We start from the raw sequence: 19462 nt of genomic DNA, 5'->3' as shown, positions 1-19462 counted from the left end.
CTCAAGATCATCCGCGCGGCCGGCCCATAAGTCGGCCGCAGGGGCGGTCTTTGCCAAATGTTCCGAGGGGCAAACCCATGAATATCTCCCGCTTCTTTATCGACAGGCCGGTCTTTGCGGCCGTCCTGTCGGTGCTGACCGTCGTTGCAGGCCTGCTCGGCATGCGCGCGCTGCCGATTTCCGAATATCCAGAAGTCGTTCCGCCATCGATCGTCGTGCGCGCCAGCTATCCCGGCGCCAATCCCGTCGTGATTGCCCAGACGGTTGCAACGCCGCTGGAAGAGCAGATCAACGGCGTCGAAGACATGCTCTACATGAACAGCCAGGCGACTTCTGATGGCGTGCTGACGCTGACGGTGACGTTCAAGCTGGGCACCGATCCCGACAAGGCCCAGCAGTTGGTGCAGAACCGCGTGTCTCAGGCAGAGCCGCGGCTTCCGGCGGAAGTGCGGGCCCTCGGCGTCACCACGGTCAAAAGCTCGCCCGACCTGATGATGGTCGTGCATCTCGTTTCGACCGATGGCCGCTATGACCTGACCTATCTGCGCAATTATGCGACGCTCAACATCAAGGACCGGCTTGCCCGCATCGAGGGGGTAGGGCAGGTGCAGATCTTTGGCGCCGGCGATTATTCCATGCGCGTCTGGGTCGATCCGCAGAAGGCTGCCGAATACGGGCTGGCTGCTACCGACGTTCCAAACGCCATCCGCCAGCAGAACGTGCAGGCCGCGGCCGGCATCATCGGTGGATCGCCGAGCCCCGTCGGCACGCAGCTTCAGCTGAACGTCAATGCGCAAGGCCGTCTCGGCACGCCGGAAGAGTTCGGCGAGATCGTCGTGAAGACCGGTGCGGATGGCGCCATCACGCGCCTGAAGGATGTCGCGCGCGTGGAACTGGGTGCCGCCGATTACACGCTGCGCTCGCTTCTCGACGGCAAGCCCGCGGTCGCCATTCCGGTCTTCCAGTCGCCCGGCTCCAACGCCATTGCCATTTCGGATGCGGTGCAGGCCGCCATGCGGGACATGCAGCAGGCGATGCCGGAGGGGATTTCCTACGAGATCGTCTATGATACGACCGAATTCGTGCGCTCCTCCATCGACAAGGTGGTGGATACGCTGCTGGAAGCCGTGGCGCTGGTCGTGCTCGTCGTCATTCTCTTCCTGCAGACCTGGCGTGCCTCGATCATTCCGCTGATTGCCGTTCCGGTGTCGATCATCGGCACGTTCGCCGTCATGTATCTCTTCGGCTTTTCCATCAATGCGCTGTCTCTCTTCGGCCTTGTGCTGGCGATCGGCATTGTCGTGGACGATGCCATCGTGGTCGTGGAAAATGTCGAGCGAAACATCGAGGCCGGCCTGTCGCCGCGGGACGCAACCTACAAGGCGATGCGCGAGGTCTCCGGGCCGATCGTTGCGATTGCGCTGGTGCTGGTGGCCGTCTTCGTGCCGCTTGCGTTCATCTCAGGCCTTTCCGGGCAGTTCTACCGGCAGTTTGCGCTGACCATCGCCATTTCGACGGTGATCTCCGCCATCAATTCGCTGACGCTCTCGCCTGCACTGGCGGCCCTTCTGCTGAAGGACCACCATGCGCCGAAGGACTGGCTGACGCGGGGCATGGACCGGGTGCTCGGATGGTTCTTCCGCGGCTTTAACCGTGCCTTCGGGGCAGCCTCCAACGGCTATGGCCGCAGCATCGGCGGTCTTCTGTCGCGCAAAAGCTTCGTCATGATCGTTTACCTGGCGCTCGTCGGTGCCACCTACAGCATTTTCACCACCGTTCCGGGCGGCTTCGTGCCTGCGCAGGACAAGCAGTATCTCATCGGCTTTGCGCAGCTTCCCGATGGCGCCTCGCTCGATCGGACCGAAGACGTCATCAAGCGCATGAGCGAGATTGCCCTGCAGCAGCCGGGCGTCAAGAATGCGCTGGCATTCCCGGGCCTGTCGATCAACGGCTTCACCATCGGCTCAAACTCTGGGATCGTCTTTGCGGTTCTGGACGATTTTGCCGAGCGCAAGACGCCGGAGCTTTCCGGCAATGCCATCGCCATGCAGCTGAACCAGAAGTTTGCGGGCATCCAGGATGCCTTCATCGCCATGTTCCCGCCGCCGCCCGTCAACGGGCTCGGCTCCACCGGCGGCTTCAAGCTGCAGATCGAGGACCGCGCCGGCTTCGGCTATCCGGCACTCAATGAAGCGACACAGGCATTTCTGGGAAAAGCCTATCAGGCACCGGAACTCACCGGCCAGTTCTCCAGCTTCCAGATCAACGTGCCGCAGCTTTATGCCGATCTCGATCGCGTCAAGGCGCAGCAGCTCGGCGTCTCCGTCACGGATGTCTTCGACACGCTGCAGATCTATCTCGGTTCGCTCTACGTCAACGACTTCAACGCGTTCGGGCGAACCTTCAGTGTGCGCGTGCAGGCGGATGCAAAGTTCCGTTCGCGGCCGGAGGATATCGGCCAGCTGAAGGTTCGCTCGCAGAGCGGCCAGATGATCCCGCTTTCGGCGCTCCTGAAGGTGGAAACGACGGCGGGACCCGAACGCACGACGCGCTATAACGGCTTCCTTGCAGCCGACATCAATGGGGCGCCGGCGCCGGGTTATTCGTCCGGTCAGGCGCAGGCCGCCATCGAACGGATTGCCGCTGAAACCCTGCCACCCGGCATTACCTTCGAGTGGACGGATCTCACCTACCAGCAGATCCTGGCTGGCAATTCCGGTGTCATCATCTTTCCGCTGGCGCTTCTCCTCGTCTTCCTGGTGCTTGCAGCGCAATATGAAAGCCTGACGCTGCCGATTGCGATCATCCTCATCGTGCCCATGGGCATCCTGGCGGCCTTGACGGGCGTCTGGCTGACCGGGGGGGACAACAACATCTTCACGCAGATCGGCCTTGTGGTGCTTGTGGGGCTATCGGCCAAGAACGCCATCCTGATCGTCGAATTTGCGCGGGAGCTGGAGTTCGAGGGACATTCGCCGGTCAAGGCCGCCATCGAGGCAAGCCGGCTGCGCCTGCGCCCGATCCTGATGACGTCGATGGCCTTCATCATGGGCGTGGTGCCGCTCGTCGTGTCCACCGGCGCCGGCTCGGAAATGCGCGCAGCCATGGGCATCGCCGTCTTTGCCGGGATGATCGGCGTCACCGTGTTCGGCATCTTCATGACGCCGGTGTTCTATGTGCTGGTGCGCCTGCTTGCCGGCAATCGCCCGCTCGCACGCCATGACCTGCCGGCAGAACCGACGCGGGAACGGGAGATTGTCATCGGACACTGAGGCACAGCTGGCGCGCGTGATTTTTCGCGCGCCAGCTGCCTGATTGTTCCTGAAGGCGTATTGTCAAAGGGCCGATAGCTTGCCGGAGACGAGCAGGGCGATGATGGCAAGGCCGATGACGATGCGATAATAGACGAAGGGCAGGTAGCTGCGGGTGGAGACAAGCTTCAGGAAGAAGACGATCACGCCGTAGCCGACGACGAAGGAAATCAGCGTGGCAAGCGCCGTCGGGCCGGCGCCGACCGGATTGTCCTGCCCCATGCTCTTGATGAGCTGGTAGAAGCCCGAGCCGAAGACGGCCGGCACGGCAAGCAGAAATGAATAGCGTGCCGCGGCCTGCCGCGTATAGCCCATCAGCAGTCCCGCGCTGATCGTTCCGCCGGAGCGGGAGACGCCAGGAATGAGCGCCATGGCCTGGGCAAAGCCGAAGAGGATCCCGTCGCGCCAGGTCAGGCGGTCGAGCGTGCGCGTCTTTGCGCCAATCCGGTCGGCAAGGCCCAGCAGCAGTCCGAAGACGATGAGGGCAAGCGCCGTGATATAGAGATTGCGCAGGCCATGCTCGATCTCATCCTTGAACAGGAGGCCAAGCACGACGATGGGCAGCGATCCCACAATGATGAGCCAGCCCATGCGCGCATCCTGGGCATCATGGGCGACGCGCAGGATGTTCTGGCGCAGCCAGGCCACCGCAATGCGCAGGATGTCCGACCAGAAATAGACGAGGACCGCAGCTTCTGTGCCGATCTGGGTGATGGCTGTAAAGGCGGCGCCCGGATCGGCGCCCGAGGGGAGAAATTCACCGGCAATGCGCAGATGCGCGCTTGAAGATACGGGCAGGAATTCGGTCAATCCCTGTATCAGTCCAAGGATTGCGGCATCCGTCCAGCTTACCGTCATCTGTCAGTCTCCTGTTGGCCGGCCATCCGCAGCACCCTGCGCAGCCGGTCATTTCATGGCGTTCCTCCCGCTCTCCCACCGGCCTTTTGGCAAAGGCGACCCACAATGGCAAGGCGACGAGCGGATTTGCGACGACGGCGCCCGGTCTGCCACGCCTGCAATCGGCAGCCGCATGGCTTCGTTTTGTCGGCGAGAGCGCACAAATAAGGTCCGGAAACTAGGCAGCGGCCTTGCTTTGGCCACGCGATTGATGCAGTGCGCCTTACGGCCTTGCGTTCAACAACACGATCGGTGACTTGCCCGTACTGCTGGCGAAACGGGTCCGTTCCTTTGTATATTTGAGTATAGACATGAACATGCGGGCAAACAGGACTGCCGCCATAGGAAAACGGGTGGTGATCCATTTTCCCGGCTTTGAAAAAATGGACACGAGCGGCCATTATCGGCGCTTTCAGCGGACCGCCGAGCAGACCGCAAATCTGTGGGATTTCTCCGTTGAGGTCGGCCCTCTGGAGGCCAACCGATCCGGCGCCGGCTTTGCCGTGACGGCTGGTGCAGACACCTGGCAGACGCAAAGCCTCATCCATATCTGCGATCACGATGCGGTGGTCGATGCGCTTGCCGCCCGCCCGCTCGCCAGCCGGCTGCTCTCCGGTTTCAGGAGCGCCGCACAGGTCGTGGCTCACGGGGGGCTTATCGGCTATGTCCGGCATGGCTGGCGCTTCGCCTTGTTTTTCATCTTCCCCTTTCTCCTGATGCTGTGCGGGTTGGCCTTCACGCTGGGGCTCGCCGTTGCTCCGCTCCGGCTTTCGCTTTCGGCCTGGCATTGCCTCTGGAGCGTGCCGCTCGCCGCCTGCTTCTTTCGCTATGCGCTGATGCCGTTTGCGGAGCGCTATTACACGCTGCACCTGTTTTCCGACTGGGAGTTTGCAGTCGCGGTCGCCAAGGGGGACACGCCGCACCTGAGGCGTTTTCTGGACGAGGCCGTCGCAACGCTCTTGCGCGCCCTTGATGAGGTGGCGGACGAATATGTCATCAGTTCGCACAGCATGGGATCGAGCCTTGCGACCCATGCTCTGGGCATTGTGCTGGAAAGACATCCTGAAGCGCTGGCCGGCAAGCGCGTGGTCTTCGTGACGCTCGGCGGGGCCATTCTCCAGTGTGCGCTCCTGCGCTCGGCGGTGGATTTGCGCCGGCGCGTGGGCCTCATCGCGCAGGCCCCGAACGTCTCCTGGCTGGAGGTGCAGTGCCTGACCGATCCGATCAATTTCTACAAGTCGAAGGTGGTTGCCGTGACCGGCCACCCGTTGGCGCCGCAGGCAGCGCTGATCGCAATCCGCGTCAAGAATCTCCTGTCTCCGGAGCGCTACGCCCGGATCAAGCGGGATTTTCTGCGTGTCCATCGCCAATACGTGCTGAACGCCGACCGGCGCGGCTCGTTCGACTTCACGGTGCTGACCACCGGGCCATTCCCGGCAGACCTGACCAGCGATCTGACCACTCGGTCCTTTGGCGCACAGGTGAGCGAGGCCGACGCGGTCCGCTGACGGTCAGTCGAGGCGGATCTTCGGCAATGATTGCGCCCGGCAAGGGCAGGGCGGCGCCTTGTGAGGCACCGCCCGCGTTTGTCAGATGAGCTTTTCCAGCGTGATCGGCAGATCGCGCACCCGTTTGCCCGTGGCGTGGAAGACGGCATTGGCAATGGCCGGCGCCACGCCGACAATGCCGACTTCCCCAACGCCCTTGCCGCCGAGAACCGAGGCCTCGAAATCCGGCTCGCCAACCGACAGGATCTCGATCGGCGGCACGTCGGCATTGGTCGGCACCAGGTAATCGCCGAGGTTGTTGTTGACGACCCGGCCGTTGCGGGCGTCCACCAGTCCTTCCTCGAGCAGGGCCTGGCCGATGCCCATGATGATGCCGCCGCGCAGCTGGCTTTCGGCAAGCTTTGGATTGTACAGCCGGCCGCAATCGAAGGCCGAGACGATGCGCGACACCCGCACGGTGCCAAAGTCCTCGTCGACACGCACTTCGATGAAATGGGCGCCCCAGCTGTGGATCGAAAACTCCCCGGCCGTCGGTCCCCGCACCTTGGACATGTGCGTAAAGGCCTTCTGCTGTTCCTCCCGCGTCGTGCCCTCGGGAAGCGTGTCGCGCTTCACCTCCAGCTTTTCGCGGCCGAGCATCGCCATCAGCTCGCCGATGCTCATCGACGGGCTGTCCTCGCGCGAGGTTTTGATCCGGCCGTTCTCGATGACCAGCGTATTGGCGCCGGAGGTGGAAAAGGGCGAATTCGGCGCGTTGAGTGCAAGGCCGATCAGTTCCTCGCGGGCCGCCTGGGCGGCCTTGTGGACGGCCCCGGTGATCGAACCCGCCAGCATGGAGCCGCCGGCAACCGGCGCGCCGGCCGAAACCGAATCCCCGAGCTTCACGTCAACACGATCGACGCTGACGCCAAGCGCGTCTGCCGCTGTCTGGGCAACGATCGTATAGGTGCCCTGACCCATGTCGATGCCGGCGCTTTCTACCTCGACGCTGCCGTCCGAAAGAATGCGGATCATCGCGTCGCTGCTGTTGGTGAGGTTCGGGAAGGTGCCGCACCCGATGCCCCAGCCGATCAGGGTGCGGCCGTCCCGCATCGAGCGGGGGGCCGCACTGCGGTTCGACCAGCCGAAGCGTTCGGCGCCGGCGAGCAAGGCTTCCCGGAGCTTGCGCGTCGACCAGGGCTTGCCGGACTGGTAGTCGTGGTCGGCGTAATTGCGCAAGCGGATCTCCAGCGGGTCGATGCCCACCGCATAGGACAGCTCGTCGATGGCACATTCGATGCCATAGGCGCTGGGGTTCTTGCCCGGCGCGCGCAGCGCCCCGGGGGTAACGGTGTTGACCTTGATCAGCCCCTGCTGCGAGCTGAAATTGTTCACCGCATACATGATGGGCGTCGCAGCGCCCGTGCCTTCGTGGAAATCCGCATAGGTCGAGGTTTCGTTGGCGCCGCGATGGATGACCGCCTGCAGAACGCCGTCCGCCGAGGCCCCGAGCTTCAGGGTCTGGCGGGTGGAGGCACGTCCGCCATAGGCGGTAAAGCCTTGCGAGCGGGTGACGGCAAGTTTTACCGGGCGGGCGAGTTCGCGTGCGGCAAGCGCTGCCACCGCACCATAGAAATAGGCGCCCCCCTTGGAGCCAAAGCCGCCACCGATAAAGGGCGAGATGATGCGGACATTCTCGAAGGGAATTTCGAACCATTCGGCATAGGTGCGCGCCATGCCATGCGTCCACTGGCTGGGTTCCCAGATCGTCAGCTGGTCGTCCTGCCAGCTGGCGATCAGGCCATGCGGTTCGATCGGCACGTGATATTCGCGCGGCGTGCGGTATTCGGCTTCGATGGTGATGTCGGCTGTGTCAAAGGCGGCCTGCGCATCGCCCCACTCGACGGTCATCGGCGCAGTCACCGTGCCGCTGCCGCCCTGGTCGATCACGGTCACCGCCGGCGTTTCTTCATAGTGAACCTTCACCAGCCGGGCCGCATCCCGTGCCTGCTCAAAAGTTTCCGCAATGACGGCGGCAACCGCCTGGCCATAGTAGTTCACCTCGGCTGGAAGCGGAAGATAGGGCACGTTCTCGACACGATTGCCGAACCAGTCGGAGGCGACCATCATGTTGAACACCTTGTCCGGCGTCAGCACCATGAGCACGCCGGGCAGGGCCTCGGCGGCTGCCTTGTCGACCGAAACGACCCGGCCGGAGGCAATGGTGGACTGCACGAGGACGGCATGCACGAGGTTTTCGACCGGCTGCTCCAGCGCATAGGTGGCCGAACCGGTGATCTTGCGGCGGCCGTCGAGACGGGAGAGGCGGCTGCCGAGGCTGCCATCGGAGGCATCGCCGTGCTTTCTGGGTTCGATGAGGGTCATGCAAGGCCTCCAAGCGTCAGGATGGCGCGCGTGACGACACGCGGCACAAGGTCAATCTTGTAGTGGTTGTCGCCATGGGCGACAGCCCCCTCGACGGCAAGCAGGCTTGCCTGGCGAACGGTCCCCTCATCGAGCACCTGGCCGATCAGCGCCTGTTCGACGCGGCTTGCCCGCCATGGAACGGTGGCAACACCGCCGAGCGCCACGCGCAGGTCGCGGATCGTCCTGCCATCGTCTTCCAGCTGGAGACCGACGGCTGCACTTGCGGCGGCAAACTCGTAACTCTGACGGTCGCGCACCTTGAGATAGGTGGAACGGTGCGCAGCGGCGGAGGCCGGCACCACGATCGCGGTGATGATTTCGCCGGGTCGCAGCAGCGTTTCCAGATGCGGTGTCTCGCCGGGTTCGAGGAAGAACTCGCCTATCGGGATCCGCCGGTCGGTCGTTTCGATCGTGGCGTCGAATGCCAGAAGCGCCACGGCCAGATCCCCCGGATAGCTGGCAATGCACTCACGGCTTGTGCCGAGCACGGCGTGATTGCGGGTGACGCCGCCAAGCGCTGAACAGCCGCTGCCGGGCTGGCGCTTGTTGCAGGCGGGAAACGCGCCCGGGTCGCGGAAATAGGCGCAGCGTGTCCGTTGCATGAGGTTGCCGGCAATCGTCGCCATGTTGCGCAGCTGCTGGGAGGCGGCAAGCGACAGCGACTGTGCAATGGCCGGGAATTCCGCCTTAATGCCCGCATGGTCCGCGACAGCCGCCATGCGGGACAGCGCGCCGAGCGTGGCGCCCCGCTCCGACACCTCGATCTGGTCGAGGCCTCCAAGCCGGGTGATGTCGACCACCATGTCCGGCTCCGTCACGCCGCATTTGGCAAGATCGACAAGGCTCGTGCCGCCGGCCATCAGCAGGACGCCGGCCTCCTGTGTCCGAAGGCTTGCATCGCTCAGCGACGTCGCGCGGGAAAATTCGAAATTCTTCATCGGGAAGCCTCCGCTGCCTGACGCACCGCCCCGACAATGGTGTTATAGGCCCCGCACCGACAGAGGTTGCCGGACATGTATTCGCGGATTTCCGCGTCCGATCCGGCATGGCCTTCGCGGATGCAGGCGACCGCCGAGAGGATCTGGCCGGGCGTGCAATAGCCGCACTGGAAGGCATCGTGTTCCAGGAAGGCCGCCTGGACGGGATGCAGGTCGCCGTTTTCGCCGGCAATGCCCTCGATGGTCGTGATTTCGCAGCCTTCCGCCTGGACGGCGAGCGTCAGGCACGACAGGACGCGGCGGCCGTCCACCAGCACGGTGCAGGCGCCGCACTGGCCCTGATCGCAGCCTTTCTTGGTGCCGGTCAGCTGAAGCTGTTCGCGCAGCGCATCGAGAAGCGTCACGCGAGGCTCGACCGATAGGGTGTGCGGTGATCCGTTGATGTCCAGCGTCAGGGGAATGGAGTGGGTCATGACGGCTCCTGAGGGAGGAATGGAGGGGAATGCAGGCTAGACGGGACGCCGCCCGCTGGGCGCGGGCTGGCTTGCACGTAGAAACATTATCCATGACATCCGGTTCCCGGATGCGGTACAGAGTGAAGGCGCCCAATTCTTAAGCGGAGGCGCCTCCGATTAACTTAGGGGTGATATGACCGTCGTCAAGTCCCCGCTTGCCAGGACCCGTGTTTTTGTCTGCAGCCGAACCGTCAAAACCTGCTCCGCGACCACGCGCCGATGCGCTGCGAAACCGCGAGAAGCTTCTTGAAGTGGCCGCAGCCGCGTTTTCCGCCCATGGCGTCGAGACATCGCTGGATGATATCGCACGGCAGGCGGGTGTCGGGATCGGGACGCTCTATCGGCATTTCCCAAGCCGCGAGCATCTGGTGGAGGCTGTTTATCGGCGCGAGTTGGAAAGTCTGGCGGCGGCGGCGGATCTGCTGGCCGCACGCCATCCGGCCGATGTTGCGCTGGAGGAATGGATGCGGCGGTTCGTCAGCTATATTGCCGCCAAGCGTGGCATGGCCGCAAGTCTGAAAGTGTTGATGAGTGCCAATTCGGGCCTGTTTTCCGATGCCACGAACCGTATTCGGGCGGCACTCGAGCATCTGCGCGCCAAGGCGGCCGCGGAAGGTCTGATCAGGGCCGATGTGGAAACGACCGATCTCCTGCATGCGCTGTCCGGCATTTACTCCATGCCGGACCTTCCCGATTGGCGCGACCGCTGCCACCGCCTGATCGGGCTCTTGATGGACGGGCTTCGCACTGGAGCGCAACGGCGCTGAGCCATCCGGCGCGAGGCGGTCGCGCCGGATGGAGCAATCTCGGTCGATATGGGGTCCCGACTGTCGGCACCCCATGGTCCTTACGGCTCAGCGGGCGTTCACCAACTCGGCCAGCGCGCGGGCGCGGGCGAGGCAGGCAGGCTGCTGGTCGATGAAGCGTTCGGCGCCGATTTCCATGATCAGCATCGTATCCGGCAGGAAGCTGAGCTCCGAAAAGATCTCTTCCCAGGCAATGTCGCCCCAGCCGATCGGCAGGTGCAGGTCGCCGATGCCGAGCGCGGTCGCCTCCGCCGGGTGGAAGAACTTTGTCATCGTATAGGGACGCCCAAAGCTGTCATGGACGTGCAGGTGGCCGGTCACCGGCGCCATGGCGCGCAGCTGGTCGCGGAAATCGAGCCCCTTGAAGGTGGATTCGATATAGGCGTGGCTGAAGTCGATGAGGGCAACGACATTGTCGTGACCGATGGCGCGGACGGTTTCCGCCACCTGGCTCGGCGTCTGGCGATACTGTCCGCTTTCGGTGGTGAAGATGTTTTCAAGCACGATCCGCACGCCATAACCCTTGGCGACATCGGCCATTTCCGACAGCGCATCGCGCTCCATCTTGTCGAGATCGGCGCCATTTTCGCCGGCAGCCAGCTGCGCGGAACCGGAATGATGCACGAGAATGCCGGCACCCAGGCGGTTTGCCATTTCCAGCATGGCGCGCACGACCTGCTTCTGCAGCACGAGGTGCTGGCGGTCCATGAAGTTGGAGCTGATCTGGCCATGCAGCGACAGCTTCTTGAACGGATATTTGCCGACGATCTCGGTGACGCGGCTCATGCGGTCTTCGATGATGCGGCCGCCCGAGACGATTTCCTCGCCATAGATGCCGATCTCGCAGGCATCGGCGCCGGTATCGGCGATTTCGCGCAGCGAGGCGTCCAGTGTGGTGAGGTCGCCGCGGCCGGTGCGATTGCAGAAGCCGATGGCGGAAATGATCTGGGTCATGAAAGAACTCCGGTAGGATGTGTGATCGATGCGCTGCTGCGGGCAGCAGGGATGTCCGTCCCCGGCAGGGGGAATTCGATGCGACGGCCGCTCTCAGCGTCGAAATAGTGCAGTTGTTCGGGGGGAAGCGACAGCCAGACGGTGTCGCCGGCGGCAACCTCGGCGTCCTCCGCCACGGCGGCGGCAAAGGCCTCGCCGGCGATCTCGCAGTGGATGACGCGGCCCACGCCCAGTTCCTCGACGAAATCGATGCGGGCGGGGATGCCGTGACCTTCCCTGGTCAGACGGCACTGTTCGGGGCGAATGCCGACGATGACATCACGGCCCTGCAGCGCATGCGCCACCAGCGGATCGATGGGGATGGCGGCGCCATCGAGGCGCACGGTTGCGGTTTCCACCTCGGTGCGCGTCTTGAACAGGTTCATCGCCGGCGCCCCGATGAAGGATGCGACAAAGGTGCTCGCCGGACGGTGATAGATATCGAGCGGCCGGCCGACCTGCTCGACATGGCCGCGGTTCATCACCACCAGCCGGTCGGCAAGCGTCATAGCTTCGACCTGGTCATGCGTGACGAAAACCGATGTGGCCGACAGCCGCTGGTGCAGCTTGCGGATTTCGGCGCGCATGGTGACGCGCAGTTTTGCGTCCAGGTTCGACAGCGGCTCGTCAAACAGGAACACTTTCGGTTCGCGGATGATGGCACGCGCCATGGCGACGCGCTGGCGCTGGCCGCCGGAGAGGGCTGCTGGGCGCCGTTCGAGATAATCCTGCAGGCCGACGATTTTCGCCGTCTCGGCAATGCGCCGCTCGCGCTCGGCCTTCGGAACGCCCGACACCTTCAGCGCATAGCCGATGTTTCCGGCCACCGTCATATGCGGATAAAGCGCATAGTTCTGGAACACCATGGCGCAGCCGCGTTCACGCGGCTCCATCTTGTTGACGACACGCCCGTCGATGGCGATGTCGCCTGCGGTGATGTCCTCAAGGCCGGCAATCATGCGCAACAGCGTGGACTTGCCGCAGCCGGAAGGGCCGAGGATGACGACGAACTCGCCGGAGGCAAAGGACAGGTCGATGCCGTGCAGCGTCGGGGTCTTGCCGTAGCTCTTGCGCACGGCGCGGATCTGGATATCAGCCATTTTAGTCAAACCTTGTTTTCGGGAGACGCGCGCGGGCGATCACTTTTCGGAAGAGACCAGGCCGCGCACGAACCAGCGCTGCAGGACTGCGACGACGATGACCGGCGGGGCCATGATGATCAGGGAACCAGCCAGCGTCACGTTCCAGTCGGGAATGCCGTTATCGGAGGGAAGAAGCGCGCGCAGCGACATCATGACCGTCTTGTAGGACGGGTCGGTCACCATCAGCAGCGGCCAGAGATACTGGTTCCAGCCATAGACGAACATGATGGTGGTGAGCGCCAGCATGTTGGTGCGCGACAGCGGAAGCAGCATGTCGAAGAAGAAGCGCACCGAGCCCGAGCCATCCATGCGGGCGGCTTCCGCCAGTTCGTCGGGCAGCGTCATGAAGAACTGGCGGTACAGAAAGGTGCCCGTGGCCGTGGCAATCAGCGGCAGCGTTAGGCCGGCATAGGAGTTCAAGAGATTCCACTCGATCTTGATATCGAGGCCGAACAGCGACAGCACCGACTTCACCGGCTGGAAGAGGTCGGCAGCCACCGCATAGGTCGGCACCACACGCACTTCGAGCGGCAGCATCAGCGTAATGAACACGCTCCAGAAGAACACGTGCTTCAGGGGCGTGCGAAAGAAGACGATGGCAAAGGCGGTGCAGGCGGACAGGGCCACCTTTCCGGCCGTCACCAGCGCCGCCATGATCAGGCTGTTGGTCATGGCGGTGCGAAGATCCGCCCGCGCCCAGGCGGCGCTGGCATTCTTCATGAACTCGCCCTGCGGCAGGAAGCTGAAGGGAACGGTGTTCACCTGTTGCATCGTCTGGCTGGCGCCGGCGATGACGACGAGGAAAGGACCAAGCAGAAGGAAGAAGCCCAGCATCATGATCGCATAGGTGAAAGCATCGGCATAAGGGGTGCGCTGGATCATTCCGGCCTCACTTGTAATGCACCCGCTTCTCGATGAAGCGGAACTGGATGAAGGTGAAGAGCATGATCAGCCCGATCAGGATGATGCTCTGCGCCGAGGCGCCGGAATAGTTGAGACCCTGGAAGGCCTCATCGACGATGCGGTAGACCATCACCTCGGTGCCGTGGTTCGGACCGCCGCCGGTGACTGAATGGACTATGCCGAACGTGTCGGCCCCGACAAAGCCTTCGGTCATCATGGTGACCAGCAAGAAGAACAGGGTCGGCGCGAGAAGCGGCACCTGCACGTCGATGGCGCGGCGGATGGGGCCGGCGCCGTCCATGGCAGCGGCTTCGCCCAGCGCACGAGGGACGGACTGCAGACCTGCAAGCAGGAAGATGAACGTGTAGCCCGACCATTTCCAGATGAAGATGATGATGACGAGCGCCAGCGCATGGCTGCCGTATTTGGCCGGGTTCCACAGATCCGGCGACAGCGCATTGATGGAGGCGGCAAGCCCGCGCTCGGGCGACAGGATGAAGCGGAAGGCCATGCCGGCGGCAGGACCCGCAATGGCAAAGGGCAGGATGTAGAAGAAGCGGAAGAAACCGGAGCCCGGCAGCTGGCGATCAACCGCAAGCGCCAGTGTCAGTCCGATGAAGATGCAGAAGAACGGGCCGACCGTTGCAAAGATCAGGCTGACCACCACCGAGTTCCAGTAGAAGGGGTCAGACAGCGCCTCCCGGAAATTGGCAAACCCGACGAATTCCGCAGCACCGCCAAATGGCGGCTCCAGCGTGAAGGCCCAGTTCACCACGGCCGCGACCGGCCAGTAGAAGAACAGGAGGATCAGGACGAGCTGCGGCAGGGCAAACAGAACAGGCAGCCACCAGCTCTTGAAAACGGCGCGTTTTTCCATGAGTGGACCAATGCAAGACGATCAGCAGGAGAGGGGGAGCCGGCCGGCGCGCGGCAGGCTCCCCCCGATGACATGCGGCAGAAGGATTAGTTCAGCTTCTGGCCTGCATACGTCTTTTCGAAGCGGCGCAGCACGGCGTTGGAGCGCTCGGCGGCCTGGTCCAGTTCCTTCTGGACATCGGCGTTCTGCATGAAGATGGCTTCGAGGGCCGTCCCGACTTCCTTGCGGATCTGCGTGAAGCCGCCGAGGCGGATACCGCGGGTGTTTTCAGAGGTCGGCGTGTAGGTGAGGCTGGCGATGGCCAGTTCACGACCCTTGTAGGGGGCCTTGTCGTAGAAGCCGTTGGCCTTCATGGCGTCAAAGCCGGTCTTGGTGACCGGGATGTAGCCGGTGACCGTCGACCACCACTGAACCATGTCCGGCTGGCCGATGAAGTTGAGGAAAGCGGCAGCGCCCTTGTATTCGGCGTCCGGACGGCCGGCCATCACCCACAGCGATGCACCGCCGACGAGCGAGTTCTTGCGCTCGGTGCCCTTCCAGACCGGCAGCATCGTGGCCTGCCACTTCACACCTTCCGGCAGCGTCTTGCCAACGGTGCCGTGGTCGGCAACCGAGGTCTGCATCATCTGGCAGGTCTGCGACGTGAAGGCAGGCACGATATCCATGCCGAGCTGCTTGGTCTTGACGACGAACAGCTTCTCGTCCTGCATCTTCTTGAAGAATTTGACGTGATCGACGAACTTCGTCTTGTTGAAGACGACTTCGGCATCCAGACCCTGGTAGCCGTTGGCCTTGGTGGCGAGCGGCTGGTTATGGATGGCGGAGAACTGCTCCATGATCGCCCAGGTGTCGAAGTTGAAGCCGAGCGGGCACTCGTAGCCTGCAGCCTTCAGCTTGCGGGCGGCTTCTTCAACCTGTTCCCAGGTCTCCGGCTTGAAGGTGATGCCGGCCTTTTCGAAAGCGGTCTCGTTGTAATAGAACATCGCCGTTGAGGAATTGAACGGGAAGGACTGCAGCTCGCCGCCGGCCGTTGCGTAATAGTTGGCAATGCCGCCGAAATAGTTGTTCCAGTCGATCTTGTAGCCGTTGTCGGCCATCAGCTTCTTGGCGGGGATGAAGGCGCCCGACAGCATCAGGTCCAGCGTGCCGGCATCGTAGATCTGGGTGATGGCCGGCTGCTTCTTGGCGCGATAGGCGGCAATGGTGTTCTGCAGCGTGGCGTCATAGGCGTTCTGCGAGGTGCAGACGATTTCGTAATCGGCCTGCGAGTCGTTGAACTTCTTGCAGGCATCCTGAACGCGCTCGCCCAGATCGCCCGACAGGCCGTACCAGAATTCGAACTTGGTCTTTTCGGCAAAGGCCGGGGCAGCACCCAGCGTGGTGGCGGCCATCAGGCCGGCCAGAACGGTCTTCAAGGCAAAAATCTTCATCGCGAGTCCCTCGTTTCAGAAAAGTTTCCGGCGTCAGTCCCCCCGGAAATCGAGGGGCGGTTTAACGGGCATTTGTGATGGATCGAGCAACGTTCCGTGACGGTTACGTGAAGTTTTGACCGCTGTTTCATGACGTTGACTGACGGTGGCTTGCCGGGAATGGCGGCCAAAGCTGCATCTTTCACGCCATCGAGACTTGGTATGAGTGGCGGATTTGCTGCGCCATGGGGTAGAGTTGCCGGCGCGCCTATGCGAAAGATGACATAGACGAACATTCAAGGGGCAGGTCATCCGCACACCGCTTTCGACATTGCAGGCACGGCTAAACGGGCAGGGAATCGCGATTGCGGTTGCCGCCGTCCAGAGTTTTCTGCTGGCGGTGCTTCTCGTTCTGTCGACACCCGCAGCCGGAGACGACAGCGCCTCTCTCCTTGGCGCATCTTCGGCGCCGGTGCCGTCGCAGACGGCGTTTTTCGGAAAACGCGATCCCGTCCGCGTCGTCCTTTCGGCGGATCTGCGCCTTTACGGCAAGGCCCGGGCCTGTGATCTGCCCGATGCAATCCTGCCCGGCGGTGCGTTTAGCCTTCGTCGCTGTGCAGACCCGGCGATCGGACCCGACGGGCAAAAGCGCCCGGTCCTTGCAGCCGCCCTTTCTCCCTACCAGCCGCGCGCGCCGCCGAGCGTTGCCACCTGATCCCATCGCTCGAAGGTTTTCCTTCGTCATCACGATCACCACGGCGCGCACGCACGACGGCCAGGCCTTATGCGTGCCGCGTCCTATGCTGGAAAAGACCCTGTGAGAAACTCAACATGGAAGGTGGTGACCTATCTGGTCATCATCCTGGTCGGGCTGCTCGTTGCCCTGCCGAATGTCCTGTCGGACAAAACCCTTGACGGCTGGCCGTCCTTTCTGCCGAACCAGAAGGTGTCGCTCGGGCTTGACCTGCGCGGCGGCTCGCATCTGGTTCTGGAAGTGGACCGGCCCGCACTCGAAGACGAATGGCTGCAGACCCTGACGCAGGAGACGCGCGTGGCGCTGCGCGAAGCGGGCGTCGAAATACGGTCCGTGCAACGGGAAAAAGCAGCCGTCGCCGTCACGCTTGCCGATGCACAGAAGCGCGAAGCGGCCCGCGCAGCACTTGCGGGCCTTTCCAACCCCGTGACCACGGGGCTGACGACCAGCCCGGATCTCACCATTGCCGACCGGGGTACGGACGCGCTGACGATCCGGCCGTCTGATGCCGGCATCACCCACCGCATGAGCAGCGCCGTCGAGCAAAGCCTTGAGATCATTCGCCAGCGTGTCGACCAGGTGGGGGTCGCCGAGCCGGCCATCCAGCGTGTCGGCGCCGACCGCGTGCTGGTGCAGCTGCCCGGCGAACAGGATCCCTCCAACCTGCGCGCGCTTCTCGGCTCTACCGCCAAGATGAGCTTTCACCTTCTCGGCCGTGAAGGCGAGCGTGGGGTGACGGTACGTTCCGACGAGGAAGGCCAGAACTATCCGGTCGAGGACCGGGTGCTGCTTTCGGGCGACAGGCTGACGGATGCGCGCGTCGCCTTCGATCCCAACAACAATCAGCCGGTGGTGAGCTTCCGCTTCGACCAGACGGGTGCTGCCCGTTTCGCCGATATCACCCGCCAGAATGTCGGACGGCCCTTCGCCATCGTGCTCGACGGCAAGGTCTTGAGCGCTCCGGTCATCCGCGAGCCGATCACCGGGGGCGCAGGCCAGATTTCCGGCGCGTTTTCCGTCTCGGATGCCAATACGCTGGCTGCCCTTCTGCGCGCTGGCGCGCTGCCGGCCAAGCTGACGGTGATCGAGGAGCGCACGGTCGGCGCCGATCTCGGCGGCGATGCGATCGAGCGCGGCATTACCTCCGGCCTCATCGGCTTTGCGCTGGTCGTCGGCTTTATCCTCGCCCTCTATGGCGGCTGGGGCATCCTTGCAGTCGTTGCCCTGACGCTGAACGTCATCCTTACCTTCGCCGGCCTCAGCCTCATCGGCGCAACGCTGACGCTGCCGGGCATTGCCGGCATCGTGCTCGGCATCGGCCTTGCGGTCGACGCCAACGTGCTGATCAATGAGCGCATCCGCGAGGAAAGCCGGAAGGGAAGGGGGGCGTTTGCCGCCATCGATCTCGGCTTCAACAAGGCCTATTCCACGATCATCGACAGCAATGTCACGGCACTCATTGCCACCGTCCTGCTGTTCTGGTTCGGCTCGGGCCCGGTGCGCGGCTTTGCCGTCACCATGGGGCTTGGCATTGCCATTTCGATGTTCACGGCCGTCTCAGTCGTGCGTGTCGCCATGATTGCGATTGCCGCCCGCGCCAGGCTGAAGACGGTCAACATCCGCCCGCTCGTGCCGCTCGGGCTTATCCGCGACGGCACCAGGATCGACTTCATGAAGGCGCGCATGGTGGGCATCGGCATCTCCGCCTTCCTCTCCATCTCGTCCATCGTCCTCTTCATCACGCCGGGCCTCAATTACGGCGTCGATTTCAAGGGCGGCATCCAGGTGGAAGTCTCGACCGGTGCGCCGGCGGATCTTTCGGCCTTCCGTTCCGGGATCGAGGGTCTGGGGCTTGGCGAGGTGGCGCTGCAGGAGTTCGGAGACCGCAACCACATTCTGGTGAGGCTCGAGCGCCAGCCGGGACCGGAGACGGCCCAGACCGAGGCCATCGAGAAGCTGCGCAGCGCAGTCGTCACGATCGACCCAACCGCCAAGATCGAACGGACGGAAGTCGTCGGGCCGAAGGTGAGCGGAGAGCTTGCAACCGCCGGCATCACGTCCGTGGTGCTCGCAAGCCTTGCCATGCTCATCTATATCTGGGTGCGCTTCGAATGGCCGTTTGCCGTCGGTGCGATTGTCACGCTCGTTCTCGATGTGACGAAGACCATCGGTTTCTTTGCGCTGACCGGGCTCGACTTCAACCTGACGGCCATTGCGGCGCTGCTCACACTTGTCGGCTATTCCGTCAATGACAAGGTGGTGGTCTATGACCGCATGCGCGAAAACATGCGGCTCTACAAGACGATGCCGTTTCGCGACCTGATCAACCTGTCGATCAACGAAACGCTGGCGCGCAGCCTCTATACGTCCGCCACGGCCTTCCTGGCCATGGTACCCATGGCAATCTGGGGCGGCAGTGCGGTGGAAAGCTTTGCCGTTCCGATGGTGTTCGGCATCTTCATTGCCGCATCTTCGTCGGTCTTCATTGCCGCACCCATTCTGCTGTTCCTCGGCGATTGGCGCACCCGCCGCCGGGCTGCGGCAGGCGAGGCGGTTACGGCAAAAGCCTGACTGCGTCGCCGCTGGGCCGGTTACGTCAAAGAACACACACCATCGGCGCGCTACGTGCGCCGGTGGTCACTCCTCCGCCTTGCCGGAACAGATGCCGATCTTTTCGCCATCGACTTTGATGAAGGTGATGCCGCCCTCTTCGAAGGCAAGGCGCAACTGGGCTTCGGTGGCGCGGTGGGCCTCGTGGCGGTTGCCTTCGTAATCGCGGATGGTGCTGCGCGACACGCCGGAGCGCTCGGCAAGATCGGCTTGCGTCCAGTCGAGCAGCCCGCGGGCCGCCCGACAGAGAGACGGGCTCAATAATATCATGGCCTTGGGTTGACCCATCGCAGCACGTTGCCCATATTGGTCGATATCAACCATATATGGCGTTTCCGCGCCGATTGCTAGATGGGGCGCTTTGCCCCTTGCAGTCCGACTTTAACGGCACAG

Annotated in this window: 15 protein-coding genes; 5 read left to right on the top strand and 10 right to left on the bottom strand. The window is 63.2% G+C overall.

The window, feature by feature from the left end; genetic code table 11:
* Positions 1-77: 77 nt before the first annotated feature.
* Positions 78-3272, top strand: coding sequence for an efflux RND transporter permease subunit (locus J2858_RS19630; protein ID WP_210106538.1), 3195 nt, complete (start codon positions 78-80; stop codon positions 3270-3272).
* A 63-nt stretch (positions 3273-3335) separates the two neighbouring features.
* Here J2858_RS19630 and J2858_RS19625 read toward each other — a convergent pair whose 3' ends face one another.
* Positions 3336-4169, bottom strand: a complete 834-nt coding sequence (locus J2858_RS19625) for an undecaprenyl-diphosphate phosphatase (protein ID WP_210106537.1) — start codon at positions 4167-4169, stop codon at positions 3336-3338.
* A gap of 356 nt (positions 4170-4525) precedes the next feature.
* Between J2858_RS19625 and J2858_RS19620 the strand changes: the two genes are divergently transcribed.
* Positions 4526-5716: a hypothetical protein gene (locus J2858_RS19620; protein ID WP_210106568.1), complete on the top strand. Its 1191-nt coding sequence runs from the start codon at positions 4526-4528 to the stop codon at positions 5714-5716.
* A gap of 81 nt (positions 5717-5797) precedes the next feature.
* Here J2858_RS19620 and J2858_RS19615 read toward each other — a convergent pair whose 3' ends face one another.
* Genes J2858_RS19615 through J2858_RS19605 form a run of 3 tightly spaced genes read right to left on the bottom strand, consistent with a single transcriptional unit; the run spans position 5798 to position 9533 of the window.
* Positions 5798-8080: a xanthine dehydrogenase family protein molybdopterin-binding subunit gene (locus J2858_RS19615; protein ID WP_210106536.1), complete on the bottom strand. Its 2283-nt coding sequence runs from the start codon at positions 8078-8080 to the stop codon at positions 5798-5800.
* Positions 8077-9060 carry an FAD binding domain-containing protein gene (locus J2858_RS19610; RefSeq protein ID WP_210106535.1) on the bottom strand — a complete coding sequence of 328 codons (984 nt, stop codon included), beginning with the start codon at positions 9058-9060 and terminating at the stop codon, positions 8077-8079. The genes J2858_RS19615 and J2858_RS19610 overlap by 4 nt, the downstream gene beginning before the upstream one ends.
* Positions 9057-9533 carry a (2Fe-2S)-binding protein gene (locus J2858_RS19605; protein WP_210106534.1) on the bottom strand — a complete coding sequence of 159 codons (477 nt, stop codon included), beginning with the start codon at positions 9531-9533 and terminating at the stop codon, positions 9057-9059. The genes J2858_RS19610 and J2858_RS19605 overlap by 4 nt, the downstream gene beginning before the upstream one ends.
* A gap of 209 nt (positions 9534-9742) precedes the next feature.
* Between J2858_RS19605 and J2858_RS19600 the strand changes: the two genes are divergently transcribed.
* Complete coding sequence (locus tag J2858_RS19600; RefSeq protein WP_432443379.1) at positions 9743-10342, top strand: TetR/AcrR family transcriptional regulator; 600 nt, start codon at positions 9743-9745, stop codon at positions 10340-10342.
* 87 nt (positions 10343-10429) lie between these two features.
* On the opposite strand, the gene J2858_RS19595 is transcribed toward J2858_RS19600, so the two are convergent.
* From J2858_RS19595 to J2858_RS19575, 5 genes are all read right to left on the bottom strand, one after another.
* Positions 10430-11335: a sugar phosphate isomerase/epimerase family protein gene (locus tag J2858_RS19595; protein ID WP_210106532.1), complete on the bottom strand. Its 906-nt coding sequence runs from the start codon at positions 11333-11335 to the stop codon at positions 10430-10432.
* Positions 11332-12474, bottom strand: coding sequence for a sn-glycerol-3-phosphate ABC transporter ATP-binding protein UgpC (ugpC, locus tag J2858_RS19590; RefSeq protein ID WP_210106531.1), 1143 nt, complete (start codon positions 12472-12474; stop codon positions 11332-11334). The genes J2858_RS19595 and ugpC overlap by 4 nt, the downstream gene beginning before the upstream one ends.
* A 39-nt stretch (positions 12475-12513) precedes the next feature.
* On the bottom strand, positions 12514-13398 hold the full coding sequence (locus J2858_RS19585) for an ABC transporter permease subunit (RefSeq protein WP_210106530.1): 885 nt from the start codon (positions 13396-13398) through the stop codon (positions 12514-12516).
* A gap of 7 nt (positions 13399-13405) precedes the next feature.
* The gene (locus J2858_RS19580) at positions 13406-14296 is read right to left on the bottom strand and encodes a carbohydrate ABC transporter permease (RefSeq protein WP_210106529.1); all 891 of its coding nucleotides are present in this window, start codon (positions 14294-14296) and stop codon (positions 13406-13408) included.
* A gap of 86 nt (positions 14297-14382) precedes the next feature.
* A complete protein-coding gene (locus J2858_RS19575) occupies positions 14383-15726 on the bottom strand; it encodes an extracellular solute-binding protein (RefSeq protein ID WP_210106528.1) in 1344 nt (447 codons plus the stop codon).
* A gap of 310 nt (positions 15727-16036) precedes the next feature.
* Here J2858_RS19575 and J2858_RS19570 point away from each other — a divergent pair, with 310 nt between their 5' ends.
* A complete protein-coding gene (locus tag J2858_RS19570; protein WP_210106527.1) occupies positions 16037-16420 on the top strand; it encodes a hypothetical protein in 384 nt (127 codons plus the stop codon).
* Positions 16421-16522: 102 nt separating this feature from the next.
* The gene (secD, locus tag J2858_RS19565; protein ID WP_210106526.1) at positions 16523-19030 is read left to right on the top strand and encodes a protein translocase subunit SecD; all 2508 of its coding nucleotides are present in this window, start codon (positions 16523-16525) and stop codon (positions 19028-19030) included.
* Between the two features lie 66 nt (positions 19031-19096).
* Here the strand turns inward: secD and J2858_RS19560 are convergent, their stop codons facing one another.
* The gene (locus J2858_RS19560) at positions 19097-19393 is read right to left on the bottom strand and encodes a helix-turn-helix domain-containing protein (protein ID WP_210106525.1); all 297 of its coding nucleotides are present in this window, start codon (positions 19391-19393) and stop codon (positions 19097-19099) included.
* Positions 19394-19462 lie beyond the last annotated feature (69 nt).

Origin of the sequence: Neorhizobium galegae (assembly GCF_017877135.1) — a bacterium.
Classification (GTDB): Bacteria; Pseudomonadota; Alphaproteobacteria; order Rhizobiales; family Rhizobiaceae; genus Neorhizobium; species Neorhizobium galegae_A.
The sequence above is the reverse complement of the archived record's forward strand: the minus strand, read 5'-3'. Positions and strand labels throughout refer to the sequence as shown.

Bases quoted from the DNA above. Each gene is read 5' to 3' on its own strand.
- J2858_RS19630 (WP_210106538.1), top strand. From the start codon at position 78: ATGAATATCTCCCGCTTCTTTATCGACAGGCCGGTCTTTGCGGCCGTC.
- J2858_RS19625 (WP_210106537.1), bottom strand. From the start codon at position 4,169: ATGACGGTAAGCTGGACGGATGCCGCAATCCTTGGACTGATACAGGGA.
- J2858_RS19620 (WP_210106568.1), top strand. From the start codon at position 4,526: ATGCGGGCAAACAGGACTGCCGCCATAGGAAAACGGGTGGTGATCCAT.
- J2858_RS19615 (WP_210106536.1), bottom strand. From the start codon at position 8,080: ATGACCCTCATCGAACCCAGAAAGCACGGCGATGCCTCCGATGGCAGC.
- J2858_RS19610 (WP_210106535.1), bottom strand. From the start codon at position 9,060: ATGAAGAATTTCGAATTTTCCCGCGCGACGTCGCTGAGCGATGCAAGC.
- J2858_RS19605 (WP_210106534.1), bottom strand. From the start codon at position 9,533: ATGACCCACTCCATTCCCCTGACGCTGGACATCAACGGATCACCGCAC.
- J2858_RS19595 (WP_210106532.1), bottom strand. From the start codon at position 11,335: ATGACCCAGATCATTTCCGCCATCGGCTTCTGCAATCGCACCGGCCGC.
- ugpC (WP_210106531.1), bottom strand. From the start codon at position 12,474: ATGGCTGATATCCAGATCCGCGCCGTGCGCAAGAGCTACGGCAAGACC.
- J2858_RS19585 (WP_210106530.1), bottom strand. From the start codon at position 13,398: ATGATCCAGCGCACCCCTTATGCCGATGCTTTCACCTATGCGATCATG.
- J2858_RS19580 (WP_210106529.1), bottom strand. From the start codon at position 14,296: ATGGAAAAACGCGCCGTTTTCAAGAGCTGGTGGCTGCCTGTTCTGTTT.
- J2858_RS19575 (WP_210106528.1), bottom strand. From the start codon at position 15,726: ATGAAGATTTTTGCCTTGAAGACCGTTCTGGCCGGCCTGATGGCCGCC.
- J2858_RS19560 (WP_210106525.1), bottom strand. From the start codon at position 19,393: ATGGTTGATATCGACCAATATGGGCAACGTGCTGCGATGGGTCAACCC.